The organism is Mesoterricola sp. MK458 (genome assembly GCF_055384935.1).
Window position 1 is genome coordinate 664,009 of the sequence record NZ_AP045075.1, and the last position, 23,670, is coordinate 687,678.

Sequence of the window (23,670 nt, forward strand, 5' to 3'; positions counted from 1 at the left end):
CCATGGTTGGAACCGTAGAAGGGAACCCTCCCAGGGGGCAGGGTACACGATATTATTCCCGCAAGGAGCTTCCTGGGGTCGCTATCCGCCTGTCCGAGGACCTGGAAAGCCGCCTGACCACCCTGGCGGAGGCCACCGTACGCACCAAGGCCAACGATGCGCGCGAGGCGTTCATAAGATCCATGGCCGACCTGAAAGATATTCACCTGGCGGATAGCCGCCTGGTGGCCTTGCGGACCGGCCGGAGCCAAGCTGTCAGGCTAGAGGATCTGGAGCGGGACCTCAGCCTTGATCGTAGATTTCCATGCGACCGCCATGCGGGAACTGTCCAAGTTTGATATGCTGTCTTGCCTGACGGATCTTGGCGCTCCTCCGGAAACGGGTGGCACCGATGGAGGATCCACGGTCCATCGGCGAGGCGCTAAAGGGGCCGAAGCCGGGGGGATCTGGACATTTCAGTGCGCGGCTACCGGGTCATATGCGCCTCCGAGGACGGGCGGATGACGGTCCTCGTGGTGCGCATAGGAATTCAGCGGGAGGTGCACCGCCGAAGAGGGAAATAGCGTGGGAAGTTTTCATGATAGGGACGGCTCTCCCGCTCCCTGGTCCCTTATTTATTCTCAATTCTGGACCCCTTCTGTTCTCATCCCCTGAACCACTGTTCCTCCATTTCATCCAGGCTAGGTAGTCGGCCCTGAAAACCCCTTCCGCAAATTCGAGGCGCCGAAATCTCTCGAGGGGCTCTCCGTCGGCCGGAAGGCCTCGGGCCGCCTGAAGGGCCCTGAGCCAGCCCAGGCGTGCCCCTTGGGTGGGTTGGGGGCAGGCACGAAGCCACCGGTTCAGGCCTGACCTCAGCCTGGCCAGGATCTTTCTCAGGTTGTGGCCGGCCCCGCACAGCAGCGCATTTATGGCGTCGCCAGCTTGGCCTTTGAGGAAGTTTCGTCCGAGAAGCCCGTTGTTTTCCTGTGGCCGAACACGGGCTCCACTGCAGCCAGTCGGCGCAAGTGGCGCTAGGGCTTCGCGCCGAGCTTCCGGGTGCCGCTGATGGGCACCCGGCATTACTGGGCTCGACGCCGTGGCCCTTGTACCCCCAGTCCCCGTAGGCCATGGAGGGGACTTTGCCCGTGAGGCGTTCCACTTGGTCCAACTGGGCATCGAGGGTTTGGCCGTCGAAGGGGTTGCCCGGGAAAGCCTGGATCCCGACCACGAAGCTCTCCGTATGGATCACGGCCAGGCTCACCTTCACGCCGAACTCGTACGGCTTGTGAGACTTCCCCTTGGCGATGCACTCCACCTCGGGGGCATGGACGCTGTAGACCTTGCCCTTGGTGTGGCGCTTCTGGGGGAGGACCTGCTCCGCCAGGAGGAGGGTGCCTTTGTGGGCGGCGAAGGACGCGTCGCTTATTTTTCGCTCGACGTCCCGGAACACCCTGCCCGCCATGCTTTTGATGGACCAGAGAACTTTTTTGGCGCGCCCATACTGATTGGCCTTGGCGCGGCCGCCATGCTTGCGGATGGCCCGGTCCATGAGCCGCCGGTAGTTCTGTCGCAGGGCGATAACCTCCTTGCTCGCGATCCGGAGCATGGCGGGGTGCACCTTCCGGTAAAGCCGGGCGTCAGCGCGATGCTCCACAGGCTTGGGCTGCACCGTCGTGTCGACGATGACCTCATCCAGCCTGGCTTCGGAAAGGAGCCCGGCAACCTTACCGGCCTGGATCGTGGCTTGAAGGGTCTTCTCCATGCCCTCCTCCCCCACGCGCTGGCGCCAGCGGGACATCTGGCTGGAGTCGATCGGGAGCCGATGCTGGAAGAACCCCTCCCCGCTGAAGAACTGCATGTGGGGTTCTTGACTCAGGTCGGGACCACTTCCTCGTCGGAGAGACCCTTGATGTGCTTAAGGAGGTGGAGGCCGACCACGAGCCGCGTGGGCACTGCGGGGCGCCCATTGTCGGGGCAGTAGAGGGGATCGAACTGGGTGGCCAGGTCGTCCCAAGGGATCACCGCGGCAAGGCGGACCAGCCCGTGATCCAGGTCAGACGCCAGATCGAGGCGCATGGTGGCGATCAGGGGCTGCTTTATGGTCCTAGGCTTGGCCTTGGGCTTCATCGGTAAACCGGAATAGCGGGAGGATTTCCTATCTCTTAGTGTACCGTATACGTGTTAAATTCCTCAAGAATTGCGCCAGTATTTACTTTCCGGGTTCTTCAGGGCCGACTAGGCAGGGCTTCCGCATGTACCAGAAATGGGATTCAGCCAGCTTGAGTTGCGATGTCCTCTGATTGCAGCCTCCTGAAGAAGTTTTCTATGAAGTTTTGTACCTCATGCCTGAAGACGGAAATTGGCTGTCATGGAGGCTACAACCATGCGGGCCAAAATCCGTTCCCTGGCAGACCATCTGGCCGACCTTCCGGACCCTCGCAGCACCCGGGGCTAACGCCACAACCTGCTCGACATTATCCTGATCGCCGTCCTGGCCACCCTGTGCGGCGCGGAAAGTTGGGAGGACATCTACCGGTTCGCCGAGTTCCAGGATGACTGGCTGCGGACCTTTCTGAAGCTGCCGCACGGCATACCGAATTCCGACACCATCAACCGGGTGTTCCAGCTGCTCGACACCAAGGCCTTTGGGGAGTGCTTCCTGGCCTGGGTTCGGGAGGTCCGGAAGAAAGTCCCGCGCGACATTGTCGCCCTGGAGGGCAAGACGCTTCGCTCCTCCATGGCCGAGGGACAGCCCGCCCTGCACCTGGTGAGCGCCTTCTCCACGACCAACCGGCTGGTGCTGGGCCAGCGGTCCGTGGATGGCAAGAGCAACGAGATCACCGCCATCCCAGAACTGCTGAAGGTCCTGGATCTGAAGGGCTGCATCGTCACCCTGGACGCCATGGGCTGCCAGCGAGAGATCGCCAAGAAGATCGTGGGGAAGCGGGCCGACTACATCCTGGTCGTGAAGGCCAACCAGGCCGGCCTCCACAAGGCCATCCAGGCCTGCTTCAATGCCGTGGACGCGGCACCCCAGGCGATGACCCACTTCCTCGCCGAGACCATGGAGGGCACCACGGGCGCCAGGAAACCCGCAGGTCACGACCCTGAACGCGGTGGCCTACCTGCCCGAGAAGCAGCTCTGGGATTGGCCCAAGCTGGAGACCCGGGTGCGCGTGGAGTCCACGACCATGCGGTCCGGGAAGACCGCTTTCCCGACGCGCTACTTCATCAGCTCCCTGGCGACCAAGGACGTGGATGCCATTGCCCAGGGCGTCAGGGCCCATTGGGGCATCGAGAACCGCCTGCATTGAGTCCTCGCCGTCACGTTCAACGAGGACGCCAATCGCACCCGCAAAGGTCATGGCCCGGAATGCAGCGCCATCCTGCGTCATATCGTCCTCAACCTGCTGCGCCAGGACCCCATCCCCTTCGGCAGCATCAAAACCAGGCGCATGCGGGCCGCCCTGTCACCCAACTACCGGATGGACGCGCTGTTCGGATTCCCGGTCGCCGAAGGTCAGGGGATTCATGTCTGAAGGGATCATGCGGAGGCCCGGGCCGACTAGGTAAGGCTTGGGTCAGCGCATTCAGAACCCACCTCTGCCGACCCATCCAGGTATTAGCCATGCGGGACGGGAATGTCAGGTTGTAGAAGCCGTCCGTGATAATCGCCAATGGGGGATACCGTTGTGAGCCGGCGTCACTTGATATGAACCCGTAAGGGTCTATCTCGCCTCGCGTGATTTCACCACCCTGTGTCATTTTTGGGTTGACAAACAGGGCGTTGATGTATAGGGTTATTCCTAATAGAATACTGCGCAAATGAATATTGTCCAGTAGGGCGAAATTTCTCTCCTTTGGGGGCCATAATGTTGCTGCAGGTTAAAAAGGGAACTTTGTCATTGGCGACTGCAATGACTTTGGCTGGCTGGTCGAATACCTTGTTCGGCCAACAAGAGTTCTTTTCTCCTGTTTCAATTCAGAAACAGGTTGTTGCAAGCTACAAGCATGATTATGTAAGCATAATTCACGGGCCTGGTCAGATCAAGTTCGAAATGCCCCTTGCTCCTGGAATCCAAGCTAGAGGTTTATCGTACAGACCGACATTTAGAATGCATCCAAGTCAAAAAACGATGGCAAATATTACGGGAAAGGGAAACTGGCATTCAGAATGGTACATGGGGTTGCAGGAATGGGTTTTGGTGGGAGGAGTTGGATCTTCTACTGGTTTTAATAATCTATGGTTTAATCAAAGTGGCGCAACAACAGTGAATCCTTCACCAACGTCGGGTGGGCCACCAACTACTTTGTTATGCCAAAATTTCAACCAAGATCCTTCAAGTGTTCATCTGATAGATCCGGGTTATATTACATCTCATTATGACGATTGGGGATTGAAGATCATTGTTCTTCCCACTGGGGAAACGCTTTCGGTGGCATGCTGTCAAACGGCTTTGGAGGTAAATCCAGCTACATATCTGCCTTTATTGCAAGCATTTGGAATATCAGGGCTTGGCTTATCGCCTATGAAAGCTTTTAAGGCAGATCCGGACTCGGTTATTATTCCAATAACGTATGAGGATGGATTAGATCCTGTTGTTGTTGATCCAAGTAATCGAACATGCAAAACTGCCGGTCGCTACGTGGTGCTAAAATCTGGTATTGCATATGTATTCGAATACAGCGGTCCGTTTGATGTTACGACGATTCCTGCAGAATATGTGGGTGCAGATATGGTAACCCCCCAGCGTACCTATTTTGAAGTGGGCTATTACGCACTCAGCAAAATGTATAATCGTTTTGGTGATCGAATAGAGTTTGTTTATGGTCAAAATGATTTTGATTTTACAGCTACTTTATTTGTTGGGGGTCAAGATCTAGGAGATTCAATTTCTTTAAACTTACAAAGTATTCCGGCGCAATCTTCAATACCAGATATGGGGAGCCCTTACGATGCAACACCTGACTACGACTCCATCCCTGTAAGTAAATCAATTACTGTAAAGCAAAATAGCTCTGGCGGAGAGATTAGTTCTTATTCGATTATTGGCGCTTTATCTAGGGGCAGGTGGGAACGAGATGTGCCTCAGGGTTGGGTGCCTGTTGGTTATACAAGGAGGCGGACAATTCAGCCAATTTCCATAACTGAAGATCAATCTGGGTTCCGAGTTGATTTCTCTTATAAATGGGAACATGGGTATTTGGATTATGCGCAAGGCCTTAATGTAGCTGCTGTATGTATCGATTCAATCACCTTCAATCAAAACGAACGATACAAATTCACGTACAAGTCTTTGAAATTTTATTCCGAAAGCCCCTTGAGTGGTTGGGATGGAATGGCCTGGGGGGTTTCCCGTATGGATCATTCTGATCTCGCTTCGGGTAAGTCGAGAACGTGGCTATACGAGCGCTTGCTTCCTACGGCCGCGAATTATGGTCCTGGAGTAGCTCGTTTCCGCCCTTGGACAAATACGGAATCATATGAGGCCGAAACGCTTCCCGATGGAAGAATTATCGTTAGGCGGTTTATGCCCCCTAATACCTCTGAGACGGTAGATTCATATTCAATGAATATCGATGATCAACAATTGGCCTATTTTAATTTATTCTTGAAAGGAACTTTGTTTGAAGAGAGAAAATATTCGGCCGGGGCAGATTGGAAAAGCAAACTAACTTCGGCCGACCCCTCCGTCCTTTCTTTAAAATATTTGGACGGTTGGTCGCCAAAAAGCTGGGTGGATATTGCAAACAAGCCGTATGGCGCTGACACCAGTTGTGACGGCGTATCGGGTTGGGTGATTTATCGAACCTTGACTCCAACCCGGACCACCGAGTGGAATAGTAATTCGAAAGTAGCAGTGGTGACTCGCCAGGGAGATTGGGAACCTGCAAGCGCTAAATGGCGTGAGACTAGTAGCACCTACTACCAAGCAATAGATTCGCCCTGGTCCTCGTTCTCCTTAGAGGTTGGTCTCCCATATGAAAGCCTGTCAAGCAACCCTGCTTCTGGCTTATCACGTAAAGACAAAACGCTGTATCGCCCAGTCGACCAATGGCTGTTGTTCGCGGATTGGACAGAAAAGTCATTTCTTGAAAACGGCGTAAATCGCCTTCCATCTCAGAAGCGGGCAACGAACCTCTCGACGGGGGTTGCGTTAACTGAAGAAACTGTTGGGACGGACTCCGAACTCGTCCAGAAGAAATTTTCTTACACTAACCCTGGCGATGCATTGCCATGTTCGATTACATTTAAATCCAATGGATTTTTTAAACTAGATGGTCTTGTTGGTGTTAACCTTGAGTATGATTCATATGGTAGGCTTAATTCAATCCAAAAATTTGGAACTGAATATAAATCCACCCGGACGTTTACACCCAGTGGACAGATTGATTCCATCACCGACATAAATCTGTTAAAGACTTCCTATCAATGGGATAGCCTGCAACGTTTGACATCGGTAACCCCTCCGTCAACCTTGTTTGGTACTGCTATTTCATACGACTCGGATTTCCTGGGAATGCAAATAACTACCGGTTCGCAAGTTCAGAAATACCGATTTAATGTATTTGGAGAACAGGTCCGAGAGGTCAGAAAGGTTTCTGAGGACGGATATGCGCATCGGAAAACGGGGTATGACGCTTCCGGACGGAAAATCTGGCAGACGGTTTGGCAGGCCGGTGCAGGTGAAGACGTCGGGTGGGATGGCACTGCTCCTGCGGGAATCGCCGTTTCAAAGTGGTCTTTTGATGACTGGGATAGAGTCATAGCTGTAGAAAATGCGAATAAGGAAAGTAAAAACTTTGAATATTCAGGATTGACCAAAAAAATTACCGTTGCGCCGAATTCTCTGGATATATCGTCATCTCAAACTTTCGATCCTCTTGGGCGCCTAGTAAGCGTGAGCGATCCAACTGGAAAGTTGGACACCCAGTACTCTTACGATTCAGCTGATCGATTGGTTTCGGTGACGCAGAAATCATTGAATGGGATACAAACTCGGAGTTGGGAATTTAATAACTTGGGATGGCAATCTGCTTCCGTGCAACCTGAATCGGGGCGTACTGAATTCAGTGATTTTGATGTCCTTGGGAAGCCAAACTTGACGATTTTTGGTGCAGGAAGCATCGCTCCTCGGTCTGTCAGCAGCGTGCATGACACACAGGGGCGGTTGAAAAAGGTCTCGAATTCGACAACGGGATTTACCCAATCATTGACTTATGACGAGGTTGGTCATGGGTTTGCCAATGGAAAACTAACGACGAGTCAGGATGGGCAAGATGGACCCGTCATCCGTTCCTACGTGTATGACCAACTAGACGGTCGCCTTGGATCCTTGACAACGCAGCTTCCGGGACTTCCTTACCCTCTTTATCAATTGTTCTCGTACGATAACAATGGCAACCGAGTGGGCTCCAATATTCATGGCCATGAAGTTTCGACACCATTTGACCCCATTTCCGGTCTTCCCACAAAGTTGGCATACAAAGGCAAGGATATAGTTGAGCCAAGTTACTTACAAGAATCGCAAAGCTTGGAAAGCCTGAAGTGGTTTCATCTCGGTGTCAAAAATGGAGTTGAACATCATTTCACCTATGGACTGGACCAAATCCAGCTGGCTTCCTCCCAATTCAAATATAAGAATATGGATGGTTCGCCTGCAATGCCCATGTGGAGTATGACTTTTGACGAGGCTGGTCGACTTCAAACCGATGGTGAGGATCTATATGCTTATGACTCCCTCCATCGTTTGACCCAAGCTGTCATTCGGCGGTTAGACGGAAGCGTTCTTACACAGGAATTCACTTACGACCCCTTCGGGAATATGCTCTCCAAGGCATTATCTGGGAATACCTCTGGAGTTGCGGCGGGTTTTGTTTTCAGCGAAGCGGCTCTGGCTCCCAAGAACCAAATCCCTTCTGCGATAACTCTCGCTCATTATACTTATCAAGGGAATCTGGATCAAATTCTGACGGAACCAGGCGGAGCGTCTCTGTCAATGACCTATGATGACGTGGGCCGGATGCTAACCTTATACAATAATAAGACTGGCATTACCGAGAAATACAGGTACACCGTTGACGGTCTCCGTACCCTGATCGAGGAATGGAACGGGACGGTTCTTCAACAGATGCGGATCAATCTTTACAATGACCAAAAGCAGATCGTAAGCCAGTGGGTGATGGAATGAGAGCCCATTTGGTCTTTATATTTCGTTTCTTACTTGCCGCTTTGATTGCGACGGGTCTGAATGCTCAATCTCCTGCCATCATTTCCCCTGGTTCTGGCCCATTCACTAGCGGGCAAGTGATTTCATTTGTCGCGGCTGATCCCTCTGGGGGAGAGAATCCACGCTGGGATTTCGGAGATGGAACGACCGCTTCAGGATGGACCGCAACCCATTCTTACTCCTCCTCTGGGTCGAAAACGGTGGTTTTCACGGTTTCTACGACCCAGGAAGTATGCAAAAAATGGACTTTTGATTCGAACGGGGATGCGGTATGCAGCCAATGGCAGTCGGTTACGACCAACTATTCCGATGCAAATACGCTCAATATCTTTCCGCCGCCCTCAGTCCCCGCAGTCACCCTCCCCTCGGTCGTTACCGCAAGTCTAGGGTATTCCGCGAGTATCTCAGGGCAATCTGCCTGTACCTATAACTGGTTAATTAACAATGGATCGATTTCCTCCGGCCAGGGAAGCACTCAGATAGCCTTCACCCCAGGAGGCAGCGGGAATTTGGTTCTCACATGCACTGTTACCAATTCTGCAGGAGCATCTGTATCGGGAACGGGATATGCCCTAATTGTTGCTCCGCCGAGTGCGCCTTCAATCTCTTTACCCGCCCACGTAACGGCCGGAGGCAGTTCCAGCGCCTCCATTGCCCCTCAATCGGGGATGTCCTATTCCTGGACGATCAGCAATGGTTCCTTTTCGACTGGCGTAAATGGAACATCAGTCACTTTTATTGCGAGTGATCCGGGGACGGTAGGCTTAAGCTGCGTAGTCACAAACGCCGCAGGAACAACCGCGACTGGTACAGCAAATGCCGCAGTTGCGGCCCAGCCTAACGAGCCCTTCGTTTCGATTCCGCCAAGCGTTACCGCAGGTTTGGGGTACTCGGCTTCGGTTCCTGCTCAGGCTGGAATGAATTTTGCATGGACTATCTCCAATGGAACAATTACAGGTTCGGGGAATGGAACCACTGTTACGTTTACGGCCGGAGCAAGTGGCACAACGATTTTAACTTGCCAAGTTACCAACGCCGCAGGGACTTCCGCATCAGGGAATGGCTCGACTGCGATTTTTGCCGCACCTGAGGCCACGGTGAGTCTGCCAGCCCAGGTTACTGCAAATCTCGGCGGATACCTCGCTTCCGTAGCCGACCAACCCGGATCCACCTATTCCTGGAATATTGGCAATGGCTCAATTTCCGCTGGCATGGGAACTCGTCAAGTCACCTTCACGGCCGGGGGAGGTGGAAGCACTTCACTCACGTGCACGGTAACAAACCCGGCGGGGAACAGTGCTTCAGGAACATCAAGCAGTTCGATCCTTGCAGGGCCGACCAAGCCTGAACTCACCGCTCCAGCCTGTATCACCTCGGATCAAAGCGGCTATCAAGCCACGACCCCACCCCAATCTGGGTGCACGTTCGCATGGACCATTTCAAATGGCACCCTCACATCGGGTCAGGGATCCAACACCGTGACCTTCAAGGCTGGCCTCGGTGGAACTACTACCCTTACATGCACAGCCATAAACTCAATTGGAACCGAGTCGAATCCTGCCACCGCATCCTGCTCGATTGTCGATCCGCCAATCCAGCCCATCATCAGCATTCCGGCCACGGTAACTGCGGGGGGCACCGGATACGTCGCATCGGTCCCACCCGATACAAGTTCGACCTATTCATGGGGCATTTCCGGCGGAACGCTGACATCCAGCAATTCGAGTTCCTCTGTTGTCTTCACTCCAGGAACCGGGGCCTCCGTCACCTTGACCTGCGTCGTTACCAACGCCGCGGGCACGGCCTCCACCCAGGGGACGCAGACGGCGACAATCGTACCCGCGGATGGCGTGACGGTTTCTGTCAGCCCTGCGTTCGCAAAAGTGGTCGCTGGCGCCTCCACCACATTGACTGCAACGGTCACCGGGCTATCCAACAATGCTGTCACCTGGACAGTGGACGGCATCCCCAACGGAAATGCCACGGTAGGGTCCATCACGCCCCAGGGCGGCACCCCAGTGGTTCGACAAACCTATCACACCGCCTCGACCAAAATTCAAACAGGTGTGAGCGTCATGGCCGGCGACCTGATTTGCGTCGGGTGGATTGTCGCCAACTCTCCCTGGGGAGCCAACACCAGTTGTTCCGATAGCTCCGGCAATACATACTCCGAGGTTGGCGGGACTGGTGCCAACGGTTACTCCTTCCTGGCAGCGGCGGGTGCGACCATCTACCAGTTCTATACCATCGCGGCGACGGCCAATCCCTCCCTTACAGTGACCATTTCTTCTTTGGATCCCAACTCTGTTGACATGTTCGTGGTGGTGGTCGGAGGCATGTCCTCAAATCAGGCCACGGTCCTGGACGCTTTTGCTAATGGAGCAGACGCGGCCCTTACGTCGAACCACACCACTGGAACCGTAACCACCACCAGCGCTAATGACTTCCTGTTCACCCTCTGGGGAAACGACCAGTGGAACGGAACGCTCACGGAAACCAGCGGTTTCACGATTGCGTCCAGGAATGCCGGCGGCGCCAACGCCGTTTGCTACAAAATCGCCGGCGCCGCAGGGAATTATTTCCAAACCTTGAATTCTTCCCCTGCAATGCAGCAACTGAGCGTTTTGGCTGCATTCAAGGCCGCAGCAGTGGCCAACACGGTCATCTATACAGCCCCCGCCACCGGTGGGGCCCATACGATCGTGGCCACCAGTATCGCAAAACCTTCCAAATCGGCTTCGGCGGTGCTGACTGATTCGGCACCCGCGGCACCCGTTCTCGGAGCCACTCCTCATCCCGTGTTTCTGCCTGGGATCCCCGGAAGTTTCTCCTTGCCGACCGCCACGGGTCCATCTGGTTTCCCCCTGACTTACAATGTCCCCACGACCCCCGATGGCTTGACCTTCAACCCCTCTACCTTGGTGATCAGTGGGTCGATCAGCACCGTCGGAACCTATCCCATCACCTATACGGTGACGGTTGACGGGGGGCCGCCGGCAACCGATACGATTTTCGTGACTGTGGCCCAGAAGCCGGTGATAACCAGTTTCACTGCCAACTTCTTAACCATCGTCAATGGCACCAATGCGACCCTGACATGGTCAGTCCAGGGTGCAATGAGCCTTAAACTTAACGGCGAGGATGTCACAGGAAACACCTGCGTTATTAGACCCAGCCAAACCACCACCTATACTCTGGTCGCGATGAACCTGGCCGGGACCGCAAGCGCTAGCATAACGATTACGGTCAAAGCACCCGCGGCACCAGTTCTCGGGCCCACCCCACAACCCGTGTTTCAACAGGGGGTCGGTGGAACCTTCTCCCTGCCGGTTGCCACGGATCCGAATGGTTCCAGTTTGACATACGGGATTCCCAACACCCTACCTGCTGGATTCGCCTTTGATGGCGTACAACTTATCACGGTGTCTGGTGAAAGCATCGGGACCTATTCCCTTCTCTACAAGGTTACGAATGGATTCGGGGTGACAGCATCCGACACGATCACCGTGACCGTTGCCGCTAAGCCGGTGATATCCAGTTTCACCGCCACCCCTTCCACCATTACCAAGGGGACGACCGCAACCTTGGCATGGTCGGTTCAAGGCGCGACGAGTCTGGAGCTAAACGGTCAAAATGCCGCTGGAAGCAGTCTCGTTGTTGGACCACCCGAGACATCGACCTATACCCTTGTCGCAACAAACTTGGTTGGAGCCACAAGCGCAAGCGTTACGATTACGGTCAAGCCAAAGGTTCTGGAATTGAAATGGAAGAGGGACATCCTCTATCTTGGACAGCGGGAGGTTGGTGAGGTCGATGCGAATGGCGTGAAGATTACCTTGACCGACCACCTGGGAACTCCTCGTGTGGTTGTTGATGCAGGTGGAATTATCATCTCCGAACAAAAATTCACTCCCTTTGGTGAATCCTTGACCACGGCTCCTGAATCGCGGGGAACCGGCAAGGGGTTCACGAATCACGAGCAGACGGATCCATCTGGACTTATCTACATGCAGGCGAGGTTTTCCTTGCCTATGTATGGACGTTTTGGAAGGCCAGATCCTGGAATGGATCAAGAAGCAGAGGATATTCAATCTTGGAACATTTATTCTTATGTTAGAAATAATCCAGTCAATTTCGTGGATCCATTTGGAACTGATCAAAACCCAAAAAATGATAGAGCTAAACCGAATGACCCTCCTCTGGAGGCTACAGTTGAGGTTTTGGATACGATGCCCACGGCAGAACCCCCTGTTCGAATGGCCTATTTTATTAATGCTGCATTTTTAGCTATTTATTTGAATGGTGATCTCAGCAGAACAATCAGGGCAACGTCAGGTCGCCCCCAGATGATGAACCAAGTGAGATATGTGGATTCCCCGGGAGGTCCGATTTATCCAGGTTCATATGCAATGAATAAGAAGCACCTTAGAAAGGGATTTTTAAAAGCCGTGGCTCGCTTTCTTAAAACCCGTCAAGATTGGGGTTCCTTCAGAATTCCGCTGGAACCGTTGTTTGACCTTCCGGAATCCAGGGATGATGGGAAGAGGTTTCAAATGCATGGAGGTTGGTTTGATGGATCCGCTGGCTGTATTGATGGTGGTGGCGGCATATTGGGGAATTCTAATACCCAGGCGATCATAGACGCGATAGCAAATAGTCCTCAGGAGTATATACTTCTAGAGGTGATCGAATGATAACATTGAGACATTCGGCATTTCATTACTTTGTATATTTTGTAGTTGTAGGTTGGTACCTGGCAGCACCAATATTTTGGAAATCCGATCAAGAAGATTATTCGAAGATACTTGTATTCTCTTTTGTAATTTCAATTATTATTTCTGTTCTGATTTTGAAAAACATTTCATTTCGACGGGCGATTAATCTAAGTTTGTTTTCGCTTGTGTTTGTCGCTTTTGAGGTGCATTTCTGGGGAGCGATTGTTTCTACGGGTGATCTTATGGAAACAACTATGGGTAAGATGGTATTCTCGATTGTCCTCTGGGCTATTGCTTGCTCCGGTCTTTGGATTGGACATCTTTTGGTGTGGATTTGGTCTTTGAAGTCAAAAATTGGGATTTGACATCGAGGCACAAATGCTTGGATTTGAGTTGGGGTATTTAAATTCCTTCGCTATTTGGTCGGCCCTGAAAAACCCTCAAGTTGAAATTCTTCAAATCTTTAAGGGAACTTTTCAAGTATCTGGTACACCAGAAAGGTAGGGACAAACCCCCTTATTGCGGTGTACCGATGAAGCCGAAAGCCAAGCCCAGGACTCACGAGCAGCCCCTGATCGCCACCATGCGCCTCGACTTGGCCCTGGACATGGACCATGAACTGGTTCGCCTGGCGGCCACGATCCCCTGGGACCACCTGGCGGAGGAATTCGGCCCCCTGTACTGCGCCGACAACGGAAGGCCGGCAGTACCGATCCGGCTCATGGCGGGCCTCCATTACCTCAAGCACCTCAAGGGCATCTCCGATGAGCAGACGGTACGCGGGTGGGTCGAGAACCCCTACTGGCAGTTCCTTTGCGGGGAGGAGTTCTTCCAGCATGCCCTGCCCATTGATCCAAGCCAGATGTCCCGCTGGCGCCAGCGCATTGGCGAGGAGGGCGTTGAGAAGCTGCTCCAGGCAACGATCACGGCAGGGATGAAGGCTGGCGTCATCACCGAGAGCAGCCTGGAGAAGGTCATCGTCGACACGACGGTGCAGCCCAAGGCCGTGGAGCATCCGACCGATGCCCGGCTCTATCGGAAGGTCCACGCCGCCATGCTCCGCATTGCCGAAAAGGAAGGCATCACCCTTCGCCAGAGCTACCGAAAACTGATGGCCAGGGCCTATCAGAAGCATGGTGGCCATGCCAAGGCCAAGCAGTACGGCCGGGCCAAGAAGATCCTGCGAACCCTGAAGACCATGACAGGCCGAGTGATGCGGGATGTCGAACGGAAGATGAGTGATGAGGCCTTCGAGGCCCACAAAGGTATCTTCATCCTGGCGGAGCAGATCCTCACCCAGAAGCGCTTCACCAAGGGCAAGGTCTACAGCCTCCATGCCCCCGAGGTGGAGTGCATCGCCAAGGGCAAGGCCCACAAGCCGTACGAGTTCGGGGTCAAGGTGAGCTTGGCCGTGACCCACAAGGAGGGTTTCGTCGTGGGCATCCAGGCCTTCCCGGACAACCCCTACGACGGCCACACCCTGGAGGGCCAACTCGACCAGGTCGAAAGGCTCACCGGCAAGGTCCCCGAGACCACCTTCGTGGACCGAGGCTACAAGGCCCATGGGGTCCCCGTAGAACGGAGCCGGGTCCTCATCAGCGGCACCCGCAAGCTCGGCTACACCCTGAAACGACACCTCCGGCGGCGTTCGGCCGTGGAACCCGAGATCGGCCACATGAAGAACGACGGGCTGCTGGGACGAAACTTCCTCAAGGGCATGAAGGGCGACGCGATGAACGCCTTCCTGTGTGGAGCTGGACACAACCTGCGGAAAATCCTGGCCAAGGTCAGGCTTGGCCTGTACCGATGTGCCGCGGCCATCGTCCATCGGCCCTGGTGGGCCCCCTTTATGCCCTGCCTTCGCCTTCAGGCTGCGTGAGGCCTCCGGACCTGCCATGGGGCGCCGGAGCTCCTTCCGCCGCCTCCGGCGGCCGGAAGGGGTTTTTCACGGCCGACTATTTGATGTAGGTGAGGCAATAGAATTTGCTGGTGAGTTAAAAGGCTACCATGTATTTTCCCCAAGCTTCCTTGCCGGTCCCCGAGGCCCGCCTCCCATCGCTCGAACCGTTTGAAATGTCATAGGCCACTCTAGGAGTGGGCCACCCATAACCTGCTTGTTTCAATCTCTGTCTACCGCGCCCCGGCGGCTGATTCCGGTTGCAGGATCCCCGCCTCCCGGAACTTCTCGAAGACCGCCTGGGGGTAGAGGGGGATCCGGTCGAAGGCGACGCCGGTGGCGTCCAGGACGGCGTTGCGGATGGCGGGGGCGGGGGAGATCACGGGGCACTCGCCCAGGGCCTTGGCGCCGAAGGAGCCGCCGGCGTCGCAGGTTTCCACGAAGGCGGCGTTGATCTTCGGGGTGTCGAGGATGGTGGGGAGCTTGTAGTCCAGCAGGTTGTTGTTGAGGGTCTTGCCGGTGGCGGGGTCGGCCAGGAGCTGCTCCAGGAGGGCGGCGCCCAGGGCCATGCTCACGCCGCCGTGGACCTGGCCCTCGGCCAGTTTGGGGTTGATGATGCGGCCGGAGTCGTGGATGTTGTAGAGCTCCAGGACCTCGATCTTGCCGGTGCGCAGGTCGACTTCCACCTCCACGAAGGTGGCGCCGTAGGCGATGGCGCTGTTGCGCACGTTGGCCGACACGTCGGCGCGGATGGGGTCGGCGTGGATCCGGTCGTAGTAGGACGCCATGGCCACGTCCTCCAGGGTGCAGACCTCCCGTCCCAGGGCCTTCTCCACCACGAGGCCGTCCCGGAGGTCCAGCTCGAACGCGGGCAGGCCGCACCTGCGGGCGGCGATGTCCAGGACCTTGGACCGGGCCTCCAGCGCGGCCTTGCGCACGGCCACGCCGCAGATGCTGGTCTGCCGCGAGGCGTACGAGCCCGGGTCGAAGGGGGTGACGTCGGTGTCCTGGGACGAGACCACGTGGACCTTGTCCACGGTGAGGCCAAGGATCTCGGCGGCCATCTGGGCGAAGGCGGTGTCGCTGCCCTGGCCGATCTCGGTGGCGCCCACCTGCAGGGTGATGGAGCCGTCCTGGTTCATCACGACCCGGGCGCCGCTGATCTCCTGGCTGAAGGGGAAGGTGCCCGAGGCGTAGCTGAAGCAGGCCATGCCCACCCCCCGGCGGAGGTCCCCGGTCTGGTTCGCGTGGGCTCGCTTCTTCTCGTCCCAGCGGATCAGGGCCTTGCCCTTCTCGATGCACTCGGGCACGCCCATGGAGCGCACCGTGATGCCGGTGAGGGGGTCGGTGTAGCCCACGCCGATGAGGTTCTTCAGGCGGAGCTCCGTGGGGTCGAGCTTGAGGGCCCGGGCGATGTCCTCCAGGTGGCTTTCGAGCGCGAAGAACACCTGGGGCGAGCCGTAGCCGCGCATGGCACCGGCCACCGGAAGGTTGGTGGTGACGGTCTTGGGCTCGAACTTCACGGCGTCGAGCTTGTACAGGGAGCGGAAGTTGCCGCCCCCCGCCATGGCGATGGAATGGCCGTGGGAGGCGTAGGCGCCGGAGTTGGAAAGGAGCCGGATGCCGATGGCCTTGAGCTGGCCGTCCTTCGAGACGGCGGTCTTCAGGTCCATCTTGAAGGCGTGGCGGGTGCGGGAGTCGATGAAGACCTCCTCGCGCGTGAAGGCCAGGCGCACGGGGCGCCCGCCCACGGCCAGCGTCATGGCGGCCACCAGGGGTTCCACCACCACGTCCTGCTTGGCGCCGAAGCCGCCGCCGATGTAGGGCTTGATCACCTTCACCCGGCCCCAGGAAAGGCCCAGGGCCTGGGCCACCACCCGGCGCACGATGTGCGGGATCTGGGTGGAGGAGTTGATCACGATGCGCCCGTCGGTGTCCACGAAGGCGAAGGCGTTGTGGTTCTCGATGTGGCAATGCTGCACGACGCTCGTCTCGAAGTGCCCCTCGAAGACGTGGTCGGCCTTGGCCAGTTCCGCGTCCAGGTCGCCGAAGCCCACGCCGAAGTCGCTCAGGACGTTGCGGGGCCGGTCCTCGTGGATGAGGGGCGCGCCTTCGGCCATGGCGGCCTCGGGGGTCAGCACGAAGGGCAGCACTTCGTATTCCACGTCGATGAGCGCGAGCGCCTTCTGGGCGGTGAGGGCGTCCACGGCCACCACCGCGGCCACGGCGTCACCCACGAACCGGGCCTTGTCCGTGAGGATCAGGCGGTCCTGGGCGTCCCGGTGGTGGGGGTCCAGGGACCAGGGGTGTCCGGCGGTGCCGAAGGGGCGCCAGGAGGGGTCCCCGGGCACCAGCACCGCCTCGACCCCAGGCAGGGCCCGGGCCCGGGAGGCGTCCACCCGCAGCACCTTGGCGTGGGCGTGGGGGCTGCGCAGCACCTTGCCTACCAGCATGTCGCGTTCGAAAAAGTCCTCGGAGTACCGGGCCTTGCCGGTGACCTTGGCCACCGCGTCCAGGCGCTGGACGCTCTTACCCACGATGTTCATGCCCATGGCCCACCTCGGAATGAAAAAATTTTATCCCGAACGGCCAAAAAATATATCAATTGATCGAGGGTGCGACCTTGAAGGCAAGGCCGTCCGAAAGGACCCGCTTCAGGTCGGCGCGGTCCTTCTTCCACCGGGCCAGGCCCTCCTCAAGGCGCCCCGCGTCGAAGAAGGCGGGCCGGACCTTCTCGGAGAAACGCAAGTCCACGGTGGTGGATCCGTCGCGGGTGGCCGCGCTCACTTTCCAGTTCAAGGTCCGGAAGGGCGAATCGGCCTGGAATTCCGGCAGCACCGGCACCAGGGACCACGGCAGCCGGATGGAGGCCTCGAATTCGCGGGTGAGTTCCCATGCGCCGGTCTCGATGGGGAAGCGGCGGGCCTTGCCCGCCTCCTGGAGGGGCGGCAGGGCGGCGGGAAGGCCCCAATCCAGCAGGGAGGCCTCCCCCGCGGCGAAGGTGACGCCCCGGGGATGCCGGAAGGCCACCACCACCTCGAAGGGGCGGTCCAGGTCCATGGGGTCGCCCAGGCTCTTCACCTCCAGGGTGCCCGTGGGCGGGAGGCCTTCGACGTGCTCGAGGAAATAGTCCTTCATACGGGAGGGGCCCTGGTCCCGGGCCGCCTCGCGCAGTCCCAGGGCGTTCCCGGTTTCCTGGAGGCGAAGGGTGCCCGACACATCCCCGCCGGCCCCGGCCACGGCCTCCAGGCGGATCCGGATTGCGGGGCGCACCACCGCCTGCGCCGGCGGAACGGTCCAGACCCCCCCCTCCGGGGTGCAGATGAGCATGGGCTGGCGCGCGTGGGCATGGTGAAGCTTGCCAAGGGGCGTGAACCGGTCGGTGGGATCCACCAGGAGGAACCGGCCCGCCGGCGTCTCCACCTCGGCGTCCAGGCCCAGGGTCCGCTCCAGGCGGATGGCGCTGATGACGTGGTTGAAGCAGACGAGGCTCACGGGCTCGTCGGGCTCGACGCGGCCGCCCTGGATCCGGGCTTTGACGGGGCAGGCCCCGAAGCCCAGGAGTGCGGCCTCGCCGGTGAAGATCGAGGTGAGGTCCTTGCAGTCGCCGTACCGCTTCCGGAACACCTCGGCCCCCCCTTCGGGGATCCAGCCCCGTTCCGGCGTGAGGTATACGGCCTTGTAGGCGATCTGCCCGATGACCTCCCTGTGGAGGGCCCGCAGGCGCTCCAGGGGCGACGTGCCGCCCGAGGCCAGCACACGGGTCGCTGGGCGCCGGGACGCGTAGGACCGGTAGACCCACGCACCGAAGTTACGCCAGCTGTCCAACGGGGGCAGGTCACCGAGGGAAGGATCCAGGAAGGCCACGGCCACCCAGGGAAGGGTGTTTCGGGAATGGGGCGTGGCCCGTTCTCCCTTGGGAATGGCGGGGACGTTCACCGCGCGGATGCTTTTGCCCGGGACGATTTCGGCACCCTGGAGCCACGGGGAGAAATGCCGCGGCTCCATCCGCGCGGGCACGTCCTTCCAGGTGGAGGCGGCCACCGCCAGTTCCCAGACCCGCACGGGGTGTTCCTCCATGGGGAAGGCCGCGCCGAGGGGCCCCATGGGGGTGCGGAAGGTCTCCACGGATTCGAAGGCCACCAGGCTGCCCGGGGCCACCCGGCCCAGGACGGCGAGGGTGCGGGTGCGAGCGTCGATTCCCCCAGCCTCGTCGCCACCTCCGGCGGCGACGAGGACGTCGTCCGACTCGAGCTTCACCACTTCGTCGTCGGCGCGGAGGTTCCACCCCTTGAGCTTGCGAACCTTGCTCGCGCTGCCTCCGAGCCCGTGCACCTCATAGGCGCCTTCACCAGTGCCCAGGCCCGTCAGGACCTTCACGAGCCGGAACCTTCTGGACTTCACGTCGCCGGATCCGGTGTAGGTCATCTCGGTGCGGTCCAGCAGCACCCAGGCGTCGGCCCCCGCCGGCGCGAGTTCACGGGCGGCGGCCTGGGCGGCCTCCCGGGCCCAGGACGGAAGGCGGCCGAGGTCCTGGGCGCCCAGGGCGGCCGCCAAGAGAAAGGGGACCAGGAGCGCCCGGATCACACCTTCTCCATCAGCACGCGGCGGCGCATGGCCTCGTCGATCCAGCCCAGGAAGGTCCGGAAGGCCCCATAGGACGCGGGCCCGGTCGAGGTGACCACCACCTCCACCTTGAAGGTGATCTTGACCTCCTCGGTGCCCAGGGCCTCCGCGGACCAGGTGACGCGGCCGAGGCCGTTGGTCATGCGCATGTCCTCGGTGGGGGCCAGCCGGTATCCCGGTAGGACCTTCATGACGCATTCGGCGGTCTGGATGCGGCTGTAGGGAAGGACGATGCGCGCCTTGCGGGTTTCCGGGAAGGACTGCGGGATCCAGAGGGGCGGCGGCATGCAGGGGAAGGGGGCGAGCTGGATCCGCCGGCCTTCCTCCAGGGGCACGGTCCCCGCCGCGTCGAACGTCACGGTGCGGGAGGGGTCGGTGGCGTTGAGCACCTTCGCGGAGGTGACCTTGGCGGCCGGATACCGGGCTTCCAGGGAGGTCTTCAGGTCCTCGTCCTGCCGGGCCTGGGACATGGGGAGGAAATGATCCCGCTCGCGAAGAGCGGGCAGCCCCGCGTGGGCGGCCTTCAGGGTGAACATGCACTGTTCGTCACCGGGTTCGACCCGGTAGTCGAAGTGCCGGCGGTTGACGTCTCTGGACTGGAAGGGGATGCTGCCCGGGGTGGTATCCCAGGTGCGGGTGTCCACGAAGAGGCAGGGCGTGCCCTGGAAGTCGCTCTCCAGGATGCCCGCAGGGGAGTACCTGGCCTCCGGATTCATCCACAGGGTGGGCTTGCCGGGCTCATCCACGCCCACAAGGAAGGTCTGCGCCTGGTGGAGCGAAGGGAATCCGTATTCGAAGAGTCCCTGGTTCCGGTTCCGAACCAGGGCGAGCTTGGGATCCACCCCCGCGCCCTTGAGCAGGTTGACGTACAGGAGCACCATGCCGAGACCATCGGTCTCCTGGGTCTGGGCGGCAGCGTCCAGGTCGAAGGGCACGATGGGGTCCTTCACCTTCTCCTTCTCCCTCGCCTTCTGCTGCGCGGCCTCCTCGTCGTAGGTGAGGAGGTCGAGGTTGCGGATCTTCCCCTCCATCCGTTCCAGGATGGCCGTGGCCCGGGCCTGGGGTTCCGCGGGAAGGCCTTCGCAGACGGTCCTGGCCAGTTCCCGGTAATGCCTCCCCAGGGTGGTCCGGTCGAGGAACGCGCCCTTGAGGACGAACTTGGCCGCCTTGGACCAGTACTCGGGGATCTGGCCGGTCCTGGCGATGTCCTGGAGCTCCTTGGGCTGGGAGAAGGCGGCGAACCGCGGGTTGTCCAGGTACCTCAGGGCATAGAAGGTCCCCCAATCGCCGGGCAGGTCGCGGGTGATGAAGGAGATCTGGTTGCCCTTGACAACCCGCTCCGTGGGCGTCACACGGCCCATGAAGAACTGGAAGGTCCAGGGAAAGCTCACCGGCACGGTCACGGAGCAGATGAGGGCCCGGTATGCGCCCCCCTGGGCCCAGTGACCGTAGGTCTTCATGCGCTTGGGCAGGGGCTTGCCGCTCTCCTTCCAGCGGAACTCGACGACGCAATCCCCGGTCACGCCCGGCGGAATGACGACCTTGCGGGCGGTCTCGTCCCAGCCAGCCGCGAGCGTCAGGGTGGCGAGGTCCTTGACCTTGTTGAAGGTGACCTCCCTGCCGTCGCGGTAAACGGTGCGCCCTTCGAAATCGTAGGCCTCCTCGGGGAACTCAGCGAACTGGGCCGCATCCTTGCCGGATTCGTCAATGATCCGGACCCGGTAGAGGTGTTCGATATAGGTGTTCTTGAACGTGAGGCTCGACTCGAGGACGACGGCTCCCGGAGGGCCGTCGGCGGGGTCGACCTTGAGGGCCCAGACCTGGGGAGGGATGGGAGGCCAGCCCGCCATCAGGAAGGGGGCGGCCAGGAAGGGAAGGACAAAGCGGAGGGTCATGCTTGCTCCAGGGCCCGACTGTCCGGGTAGTCTTCGGAGGGCCGGAAATTTCATTGTTTTCGAATATCCTAGCTTCGTTTATCGGGGGCCTGGAGCACAACACCTTTTTCGCCGGGTTGCATTCCGCGCGGGAAGTACGTAAACTTCCCCCTTAATCGGAGACCCGCGTGTCCCATCGCCTGAACAACTCGACCTGGAACTGGAGCTGGTGGCCCCAGGGGTCGGGCGTTCGCATGGGCAGCCTCCGCACATGAGGCACTAGAGACCCAGAGCAGGCATCCCGGCCCACCTTCACGGTGGGCTTTTTCGTATCCCGAGGAAAAATCATGACACCTGCATTTCCCAGTCCCACCCCGGCGGCCGCGGCCCCCCTGGTGATCTCCTTCCCGGCGGACCTCACGACCCCGGTGCGAGCCTTCCTGGCCCTCACTGAGCCGGGCCAGGACGCCTACCTGCTGGAATCCGTCACGGGCGGCGAGTCCCAGGCGCGCTTCTCCTTCATCGGCCTGGACGCGTCGGAGGTCTTCGAGGCGGGGGCGGAGGCGGCGCTGGTGCGGGGCGGCGTGCGGGAGGCCCTGCCGGGCCACCCCCTGGCGGCCCTGGAGGCCTGGGCCGCGGGCCTGAAGGTGGAGACGCCGGAGGTGCCGGTGCCCTTCCTGGGCGGCGCGGTGGGCTGGGCGGATTTCAGCGCCTTCGCCCTGGCCGAGCCGGTGCTGGAGGCCTCCTTCCCCGGGGCCCGCGAACCCAGGCTGCGCTTCGGGCGCTTCGCCTCGGGCCTGGTGCTGGACCACCTCAAGCAGCAGGGCTACCTCTACCACTTCCCCACGGGCGGGGACGGGGAGGCGCGTCTGGCGGACCTGGCCTCCCGGCTGGAAGGGGCCCTGCCCGGGCGCCCCGGGGCTCCGGTCTTCATGACCACCCGCACCCCGGACCGGGCGCGGTTCGAGCGCAACTTCAAGGCCGCCCAGGAGGCCATCCTCGCCGGCGACGCTTACCAGATCGTGCTGAGCGAGCCCTTCGAGGGGCGCTTCGAGGGGGACGCCTTCGAGGTGTACCGGCGGCTGCGGCGGCTGAATCCCTCCCCCTACCACTTCTTCGTGTCGTTGGGAGGCCGGCAGCTGGTGGGGGCCTCCCCGGAGATGCTGGTGCGGGTGGAAGGCCCCCGGGTGGCCACGGTGCCCATCGCCGGCACGCGGCGGCGCACCGGAGATCCGGCGGAGGACGGGCGCCTCGCCGCCGAGCTCAAGGCCGACCCCAAGGAGCTGGCCGAGCACGCCATGCTGGTGGACCTGTCCCGCAACGACCTGGGCCGCGTCTGCGCCCACGGCTCGGTGACGGTGCCCGTGCGCGAGCAGGTGGAGCAGTTCAGCCATGTCATGCACCTCATCTCCGAGGTGCACGGCAGCCTGCGTCCGGAGCTCCGGCCCCTGGACGCCCTGTGGAGCACCTTCCCCGCGGGCACCCTGAGCGGCGCCCCCAAGATCCGCGCCACCCAGATACTGGCCGCCCTGGAGGGCGAGGACCGCGGCGCCTACGGCGGCGGGGTGGGGATCCTGGACCGCACCGGGAACCTGGAGATCGCCATCACCATCCGCAGCCTGGAGATCCAGGACGGCGTGGCGCGGTTCCGCGCCGGGGCCGGCATCGTGGCGGATTCGGTGGAGGCTTCGGAGTGGGCGGAGATCCACGCCAAGGCCGGCGTGCTCCTTTCGGCGCTGGGCGCGGAGGTGAAGGGATGATCCTGTTCGTGGACAACTACGATTCCTTCACCTACAACCTCGTCTCCATGATCGGAGTCCTGGAGCCCCGCCTCGAGGTGGTGCGCAACGACGCCCTCACGGTGGAGAAGGCCCTGGCCATGGACCTGGACGGCCTGGTCATCTCCCCGGGGCCCGGGCACCCCCGGGACGCCGGCGTCTGCATGGAGCTGGTGCGGGCCCTGGCGCCCAGGGTCCCCATCCTGGGCGTGTGCCTGGGCCACCAGGTGATGGTGGAGGCCTTCGGGGGCCGGGTGGCGCGGGCGGGCCGGCCCATGCACGGCAAGGTCTCCCTGATGCCCCACGACGGCTCCGGCCTGCTGGCGGGCCTGCCCGACCCGCTCCCGGTGGGCCGCTACCATTCCCTGGCCGCCGAGGCCGCGAGCCTCCCGGACTGCCTCGCGGTCCAGGGCACCACGGCCGACGGGGAGATCATGGCCGTCCGCCACCGCACCTTCAACTGCCACGGCGTGCAGTTCCACCCGGAGTCCATCCTCACGCCCGACGGCGCGGGGCTGCTGGCCAACTTCGTGGGGCTGTGCCGGAACCCTGTCCTGAACTGAGGCCACG

The 23,670-nt window shown here is 59.7% G+C and carries 13 protein-coding genes and 1 pseudogene; 9 read left to right on the forward strand and 5 right to left on the reverse strand.

What is annotated here, in order from left to right; genetic code table 11:
• The first annotated feature begins 2 nt into the window (after nt 1–2).
• Entirely contained in the window at nt 3–338 is a 336-nt protein-coding gene (relB, locus tag ACZ5LB_RS02905; protein ID WP_464604657.1) for a type II toxin-antitoxin system RelB family antitoxin, read from the forward strand.
• A gap of 305 nt (nt 339–643) precedes the next feature.
• On the opposite strand, the gene ACZ5LB_RS02910 is transcribed toward relB, so the two are convergent.
• Nucleotides 644–1,837 carry a transposase family protein gene (locus tag ACZ5LB_RS02910; protein ID WP_464604658.1) on the reverse strand — a complete coding sequence of 398 codons (1,194 nt, stop codon included), beginning with the start codon at nt 1,835–1,837 and terminating at the stop codon, nt 644–646.
• A gap of 14 nt (nt 1,838–1,851) precedes the next feature.
• A complete protein-coding gene (locus tag ACZ5LB_RS02915; RefSeq protein WP_464604659.1) occupies nt 1,852–2,106 on the reverse strand; it encodes a transposase in 255 nt (84 codons plus the stop codon).
• Nucleotides 2,107–2,479: 373 nt separating this feature from the next.
• On the opposite strand from ACZ5LB_RS02915, the pseudogene ACZ5LB_RS02920 reads away from it, so the two are divergent.
• From ACZ5LB_RS02920 to ACZ5LB_RS02945, 6 genes and pseudogenes are all read left to right on the forward strand, one after another.
• Nucleotides 2,480–2,968 (forward strand): annotated as a pseudogene (locus tag ACZ5LB_RS02920) (ISAs1 family transposase); the annotation flags it as partial.
• A 127-nt stretch (nt 2,969–3,095) separates the two neighbouring features.
• Nucleotides 3,096–3,293 (forward strand): hypothetical protein, encoded by a 198-nt coding sequence (locus ACZ5LB_RS02925; protein ID WP_464604660.1) that lies wholly within the window; start codon nt 3,096–3,098, stop codon nt 3,291–3,293.
• 558 nt (nt 3,294–3,851) lie between these two features.
• Nucleotides 3,852–8,171, forward strand: a complete 4,320-nt coding sequence (locus ACZ5LB_RS02930; RefSeq protein ID WP_464604661.1) for an RHS repeat domain-containing protein — start codon at nt 3,852–3,854, stop codon at nt 8,169–8,171.
• Complete coding sequence (locus ACZ5LB_RS02935) at nt 8,168–12,904, forward strand: RHS repeat domain-containing protein (RefSeq protein ID WP_464604662.1); 4,737 nt, start codon at nt 8,168–8,170, stop codon at nt 12,902–12,904. The genes ACZ5LB_RS02930 and ACZ5LB_RS02935 overlap by 4 nt, the downstream gene beginning before the upstream one ends.
• Entirely contained in the window at nt 12,901–13,290 is a 390-nt protein-coding gene (locus ACZ5LB_RS02940; protein WP_464604663.1) for a hypothetical protein, read from the forward strand. Before ACZ5LB_RS02935 ends, ACZ5LB_RS02940 begins: the two co-directional genes overlap by 4 nt.
• A gap of 167 nt (nt 13,291–13,457) precedes the next feature.
• Nucleotides 13,458–14,804 (forward strand): IS5 family transposase, encoded by a 1,347-nt coding sequence (locus ACZ5LB_RS02945; protein ID WP_464604112.1) that lies wholly within the window; start codon nt 13,458–13,460, stop codon nt 14,802–14,804.
• Between the two features lie 251 nt (nt 14,805–15,055).
• Here ACZ5LB_RS02945 and xdhA read toward each other — a convergent pair whose 3' ends face one another.
• From xdhA to ACZ5LB_RS02960, 3 genes are read right to left on the reverse strand one after another with little or no spacing between them, the layout of a single operon-like run.
• Nucleotides 15,056–17,374, reverse strand: coding sequence for a xanthine dehydrogenase molybdenum-binding subunit XdhA (gene xdhA / locus ACZ5LB_RS02950; protein WP_464604664.1), 2,319 nt, complete (start codon nt 17,372–17,374; stop codon nt 15,056–15,058).
• A 49-nt stretch (nt 17,375–17,423) separates the two neighbouring features.
• Complete coding sequence (locus ACZ5LB_RS02955; protein WP_464604665.1) at nt 17,424–19,409, reverse strand: transglutaminase-like domain-containing protein; 1,986 nt, start codon at nt 19,407–19,409, stop codon at nt 17,424–17,426.
• Nucleotides 19,406–21,343 (reverse strand): hypothetical protein, encoded by a 1,938-nt coding sequence (locus ACZ5LB_RS02960; RefSeq protein WP_464604666.1) that lies wholly within the window; start codon nt 21,341–21,343, stop codon nt 19,406–19,408. Before ACZ5LB_RS02960 ends, ACZ5LB_RS02955 begins: the two co-directional genes overlap by 4 nt.
• Before the next feature lie 326 nt (nt 21,344–21,669).
• On the opposite strand from ACZ5LB_RS02960, the gene ACZ5LB_RS02965 reads away from it, so the two are divergent.
• Both ACZ5LB_RS02965 and ACZ5LB_RS02970 read left to right on the forward strand, forming a co-directional pair.
• Entirely contained in the window at nt 21,670–23,082 is a 1,413-nt protein-coding gene (locus ACZ5LB_RS02965; RefSeq protein WP_464604667.1) for an anthranilate synthase component I family protein, read from the forward strand.
• Nucleotides 23,079–23,663, forward strand: a complete 585-nt coding sequence (locus tag ACZ5LB_RS02970) for an anthranilate synthase component II (RefSeq protein WP_464604668.1) — start codon at nt 23,079–23,081, stop codon at nt 23,661–23,663. Before ACZ5LB_RS02965 ends, ACZ5LB_RS02970 begins: the two co-directional genes overlap by 4 nt.
• The last annotated feature ends 7 nt before the right edge of the window (nt 23,664–23,670 follow it).

Excerpts from the sequence above, each read along its gene's own strand:
- ACZ5LB_RS02940 (WP_464604663.1), top strand. The coding sequence starts at position 12,901 with ATGATAACATTGAGACATTCGGCATTTCATTACTTTGTATATTTTGTA.
- ACZ5LB_RS02930 (WP_464604661.1), top strand. The coding sequence starts at position 3,852 with ATGTTGCTGCAGGTTAAAAAGGGAACTTTGTCATTGGCGACTGCAATG.
- ACZ5LB_RS02960 (WP_464604666.1), bottom strand. The coding sequence starts at position 21,343 with ATGACCCTCCGCTTTGTCCTTCCCTTCCTGGCCGCCCCCTTCCTGATG.
- xdhA (WP_464604664.1), bottom strand. The coding sequence starts at position 17,374 with ATGGGCATGAACATCGTGGGTAAGAGCGTCCAGCGCCTGGACGCGGTG.
- ACZ5LB_RS02935 (WP_464604662.1), top strand. The coding sequence starts at position 8,168 with ATGAGAGCCCATTTGGTCTTTATATTTCGTTTCTTACTTGCCGCTTTG.
- ACZ5LB_RS02970 (WP_464604668.1), top strand. The coding sequence starts at position 23,079 with ATGATCCTGTTCGTGGACAACTACGATTCCTTCACCTACAACCTCGTC.
- relB (WP_464604657.1), top strand. The coding sequence starts at position 3 with ATGGTTGGAACCGTAGAAGGGAACCCTCCCAGGGGGCAGGGTACACGA.
- ACZ5LB_RS02965 (WP_464604667.1), top strand. The coding sequence starts at position 21,670 with ATGACACCTGCATTTCCCAGTCCCACCCCGGCGGCCGCGGCCCCCCTG.
- ACZ5LB_RS02915 (WP_464604659.1), bottom strand. The coding sequence starts at position 2,106 with ATGAAGCCCAAGGCCAAGCCTAGGACCATAAAGCAGCCCCTGATCGCC.
- ACZ5LB_RS02910 (WP_464604658.1), bottom strand. The coding sequence starts at position 1,837 with ATGCAGTTCTTCAGCGGGGAGGGGTTCTTCCAGCATCGGCTCCCGATC.
- ACZ5LB_RS02945 (WP_464604112.1), top strand. The coding sequence starts at position 13,458 with ATGAAGCCGAAAGCCAAGCCCAGGACTCACGAGCAGCCCCTGATCGCC.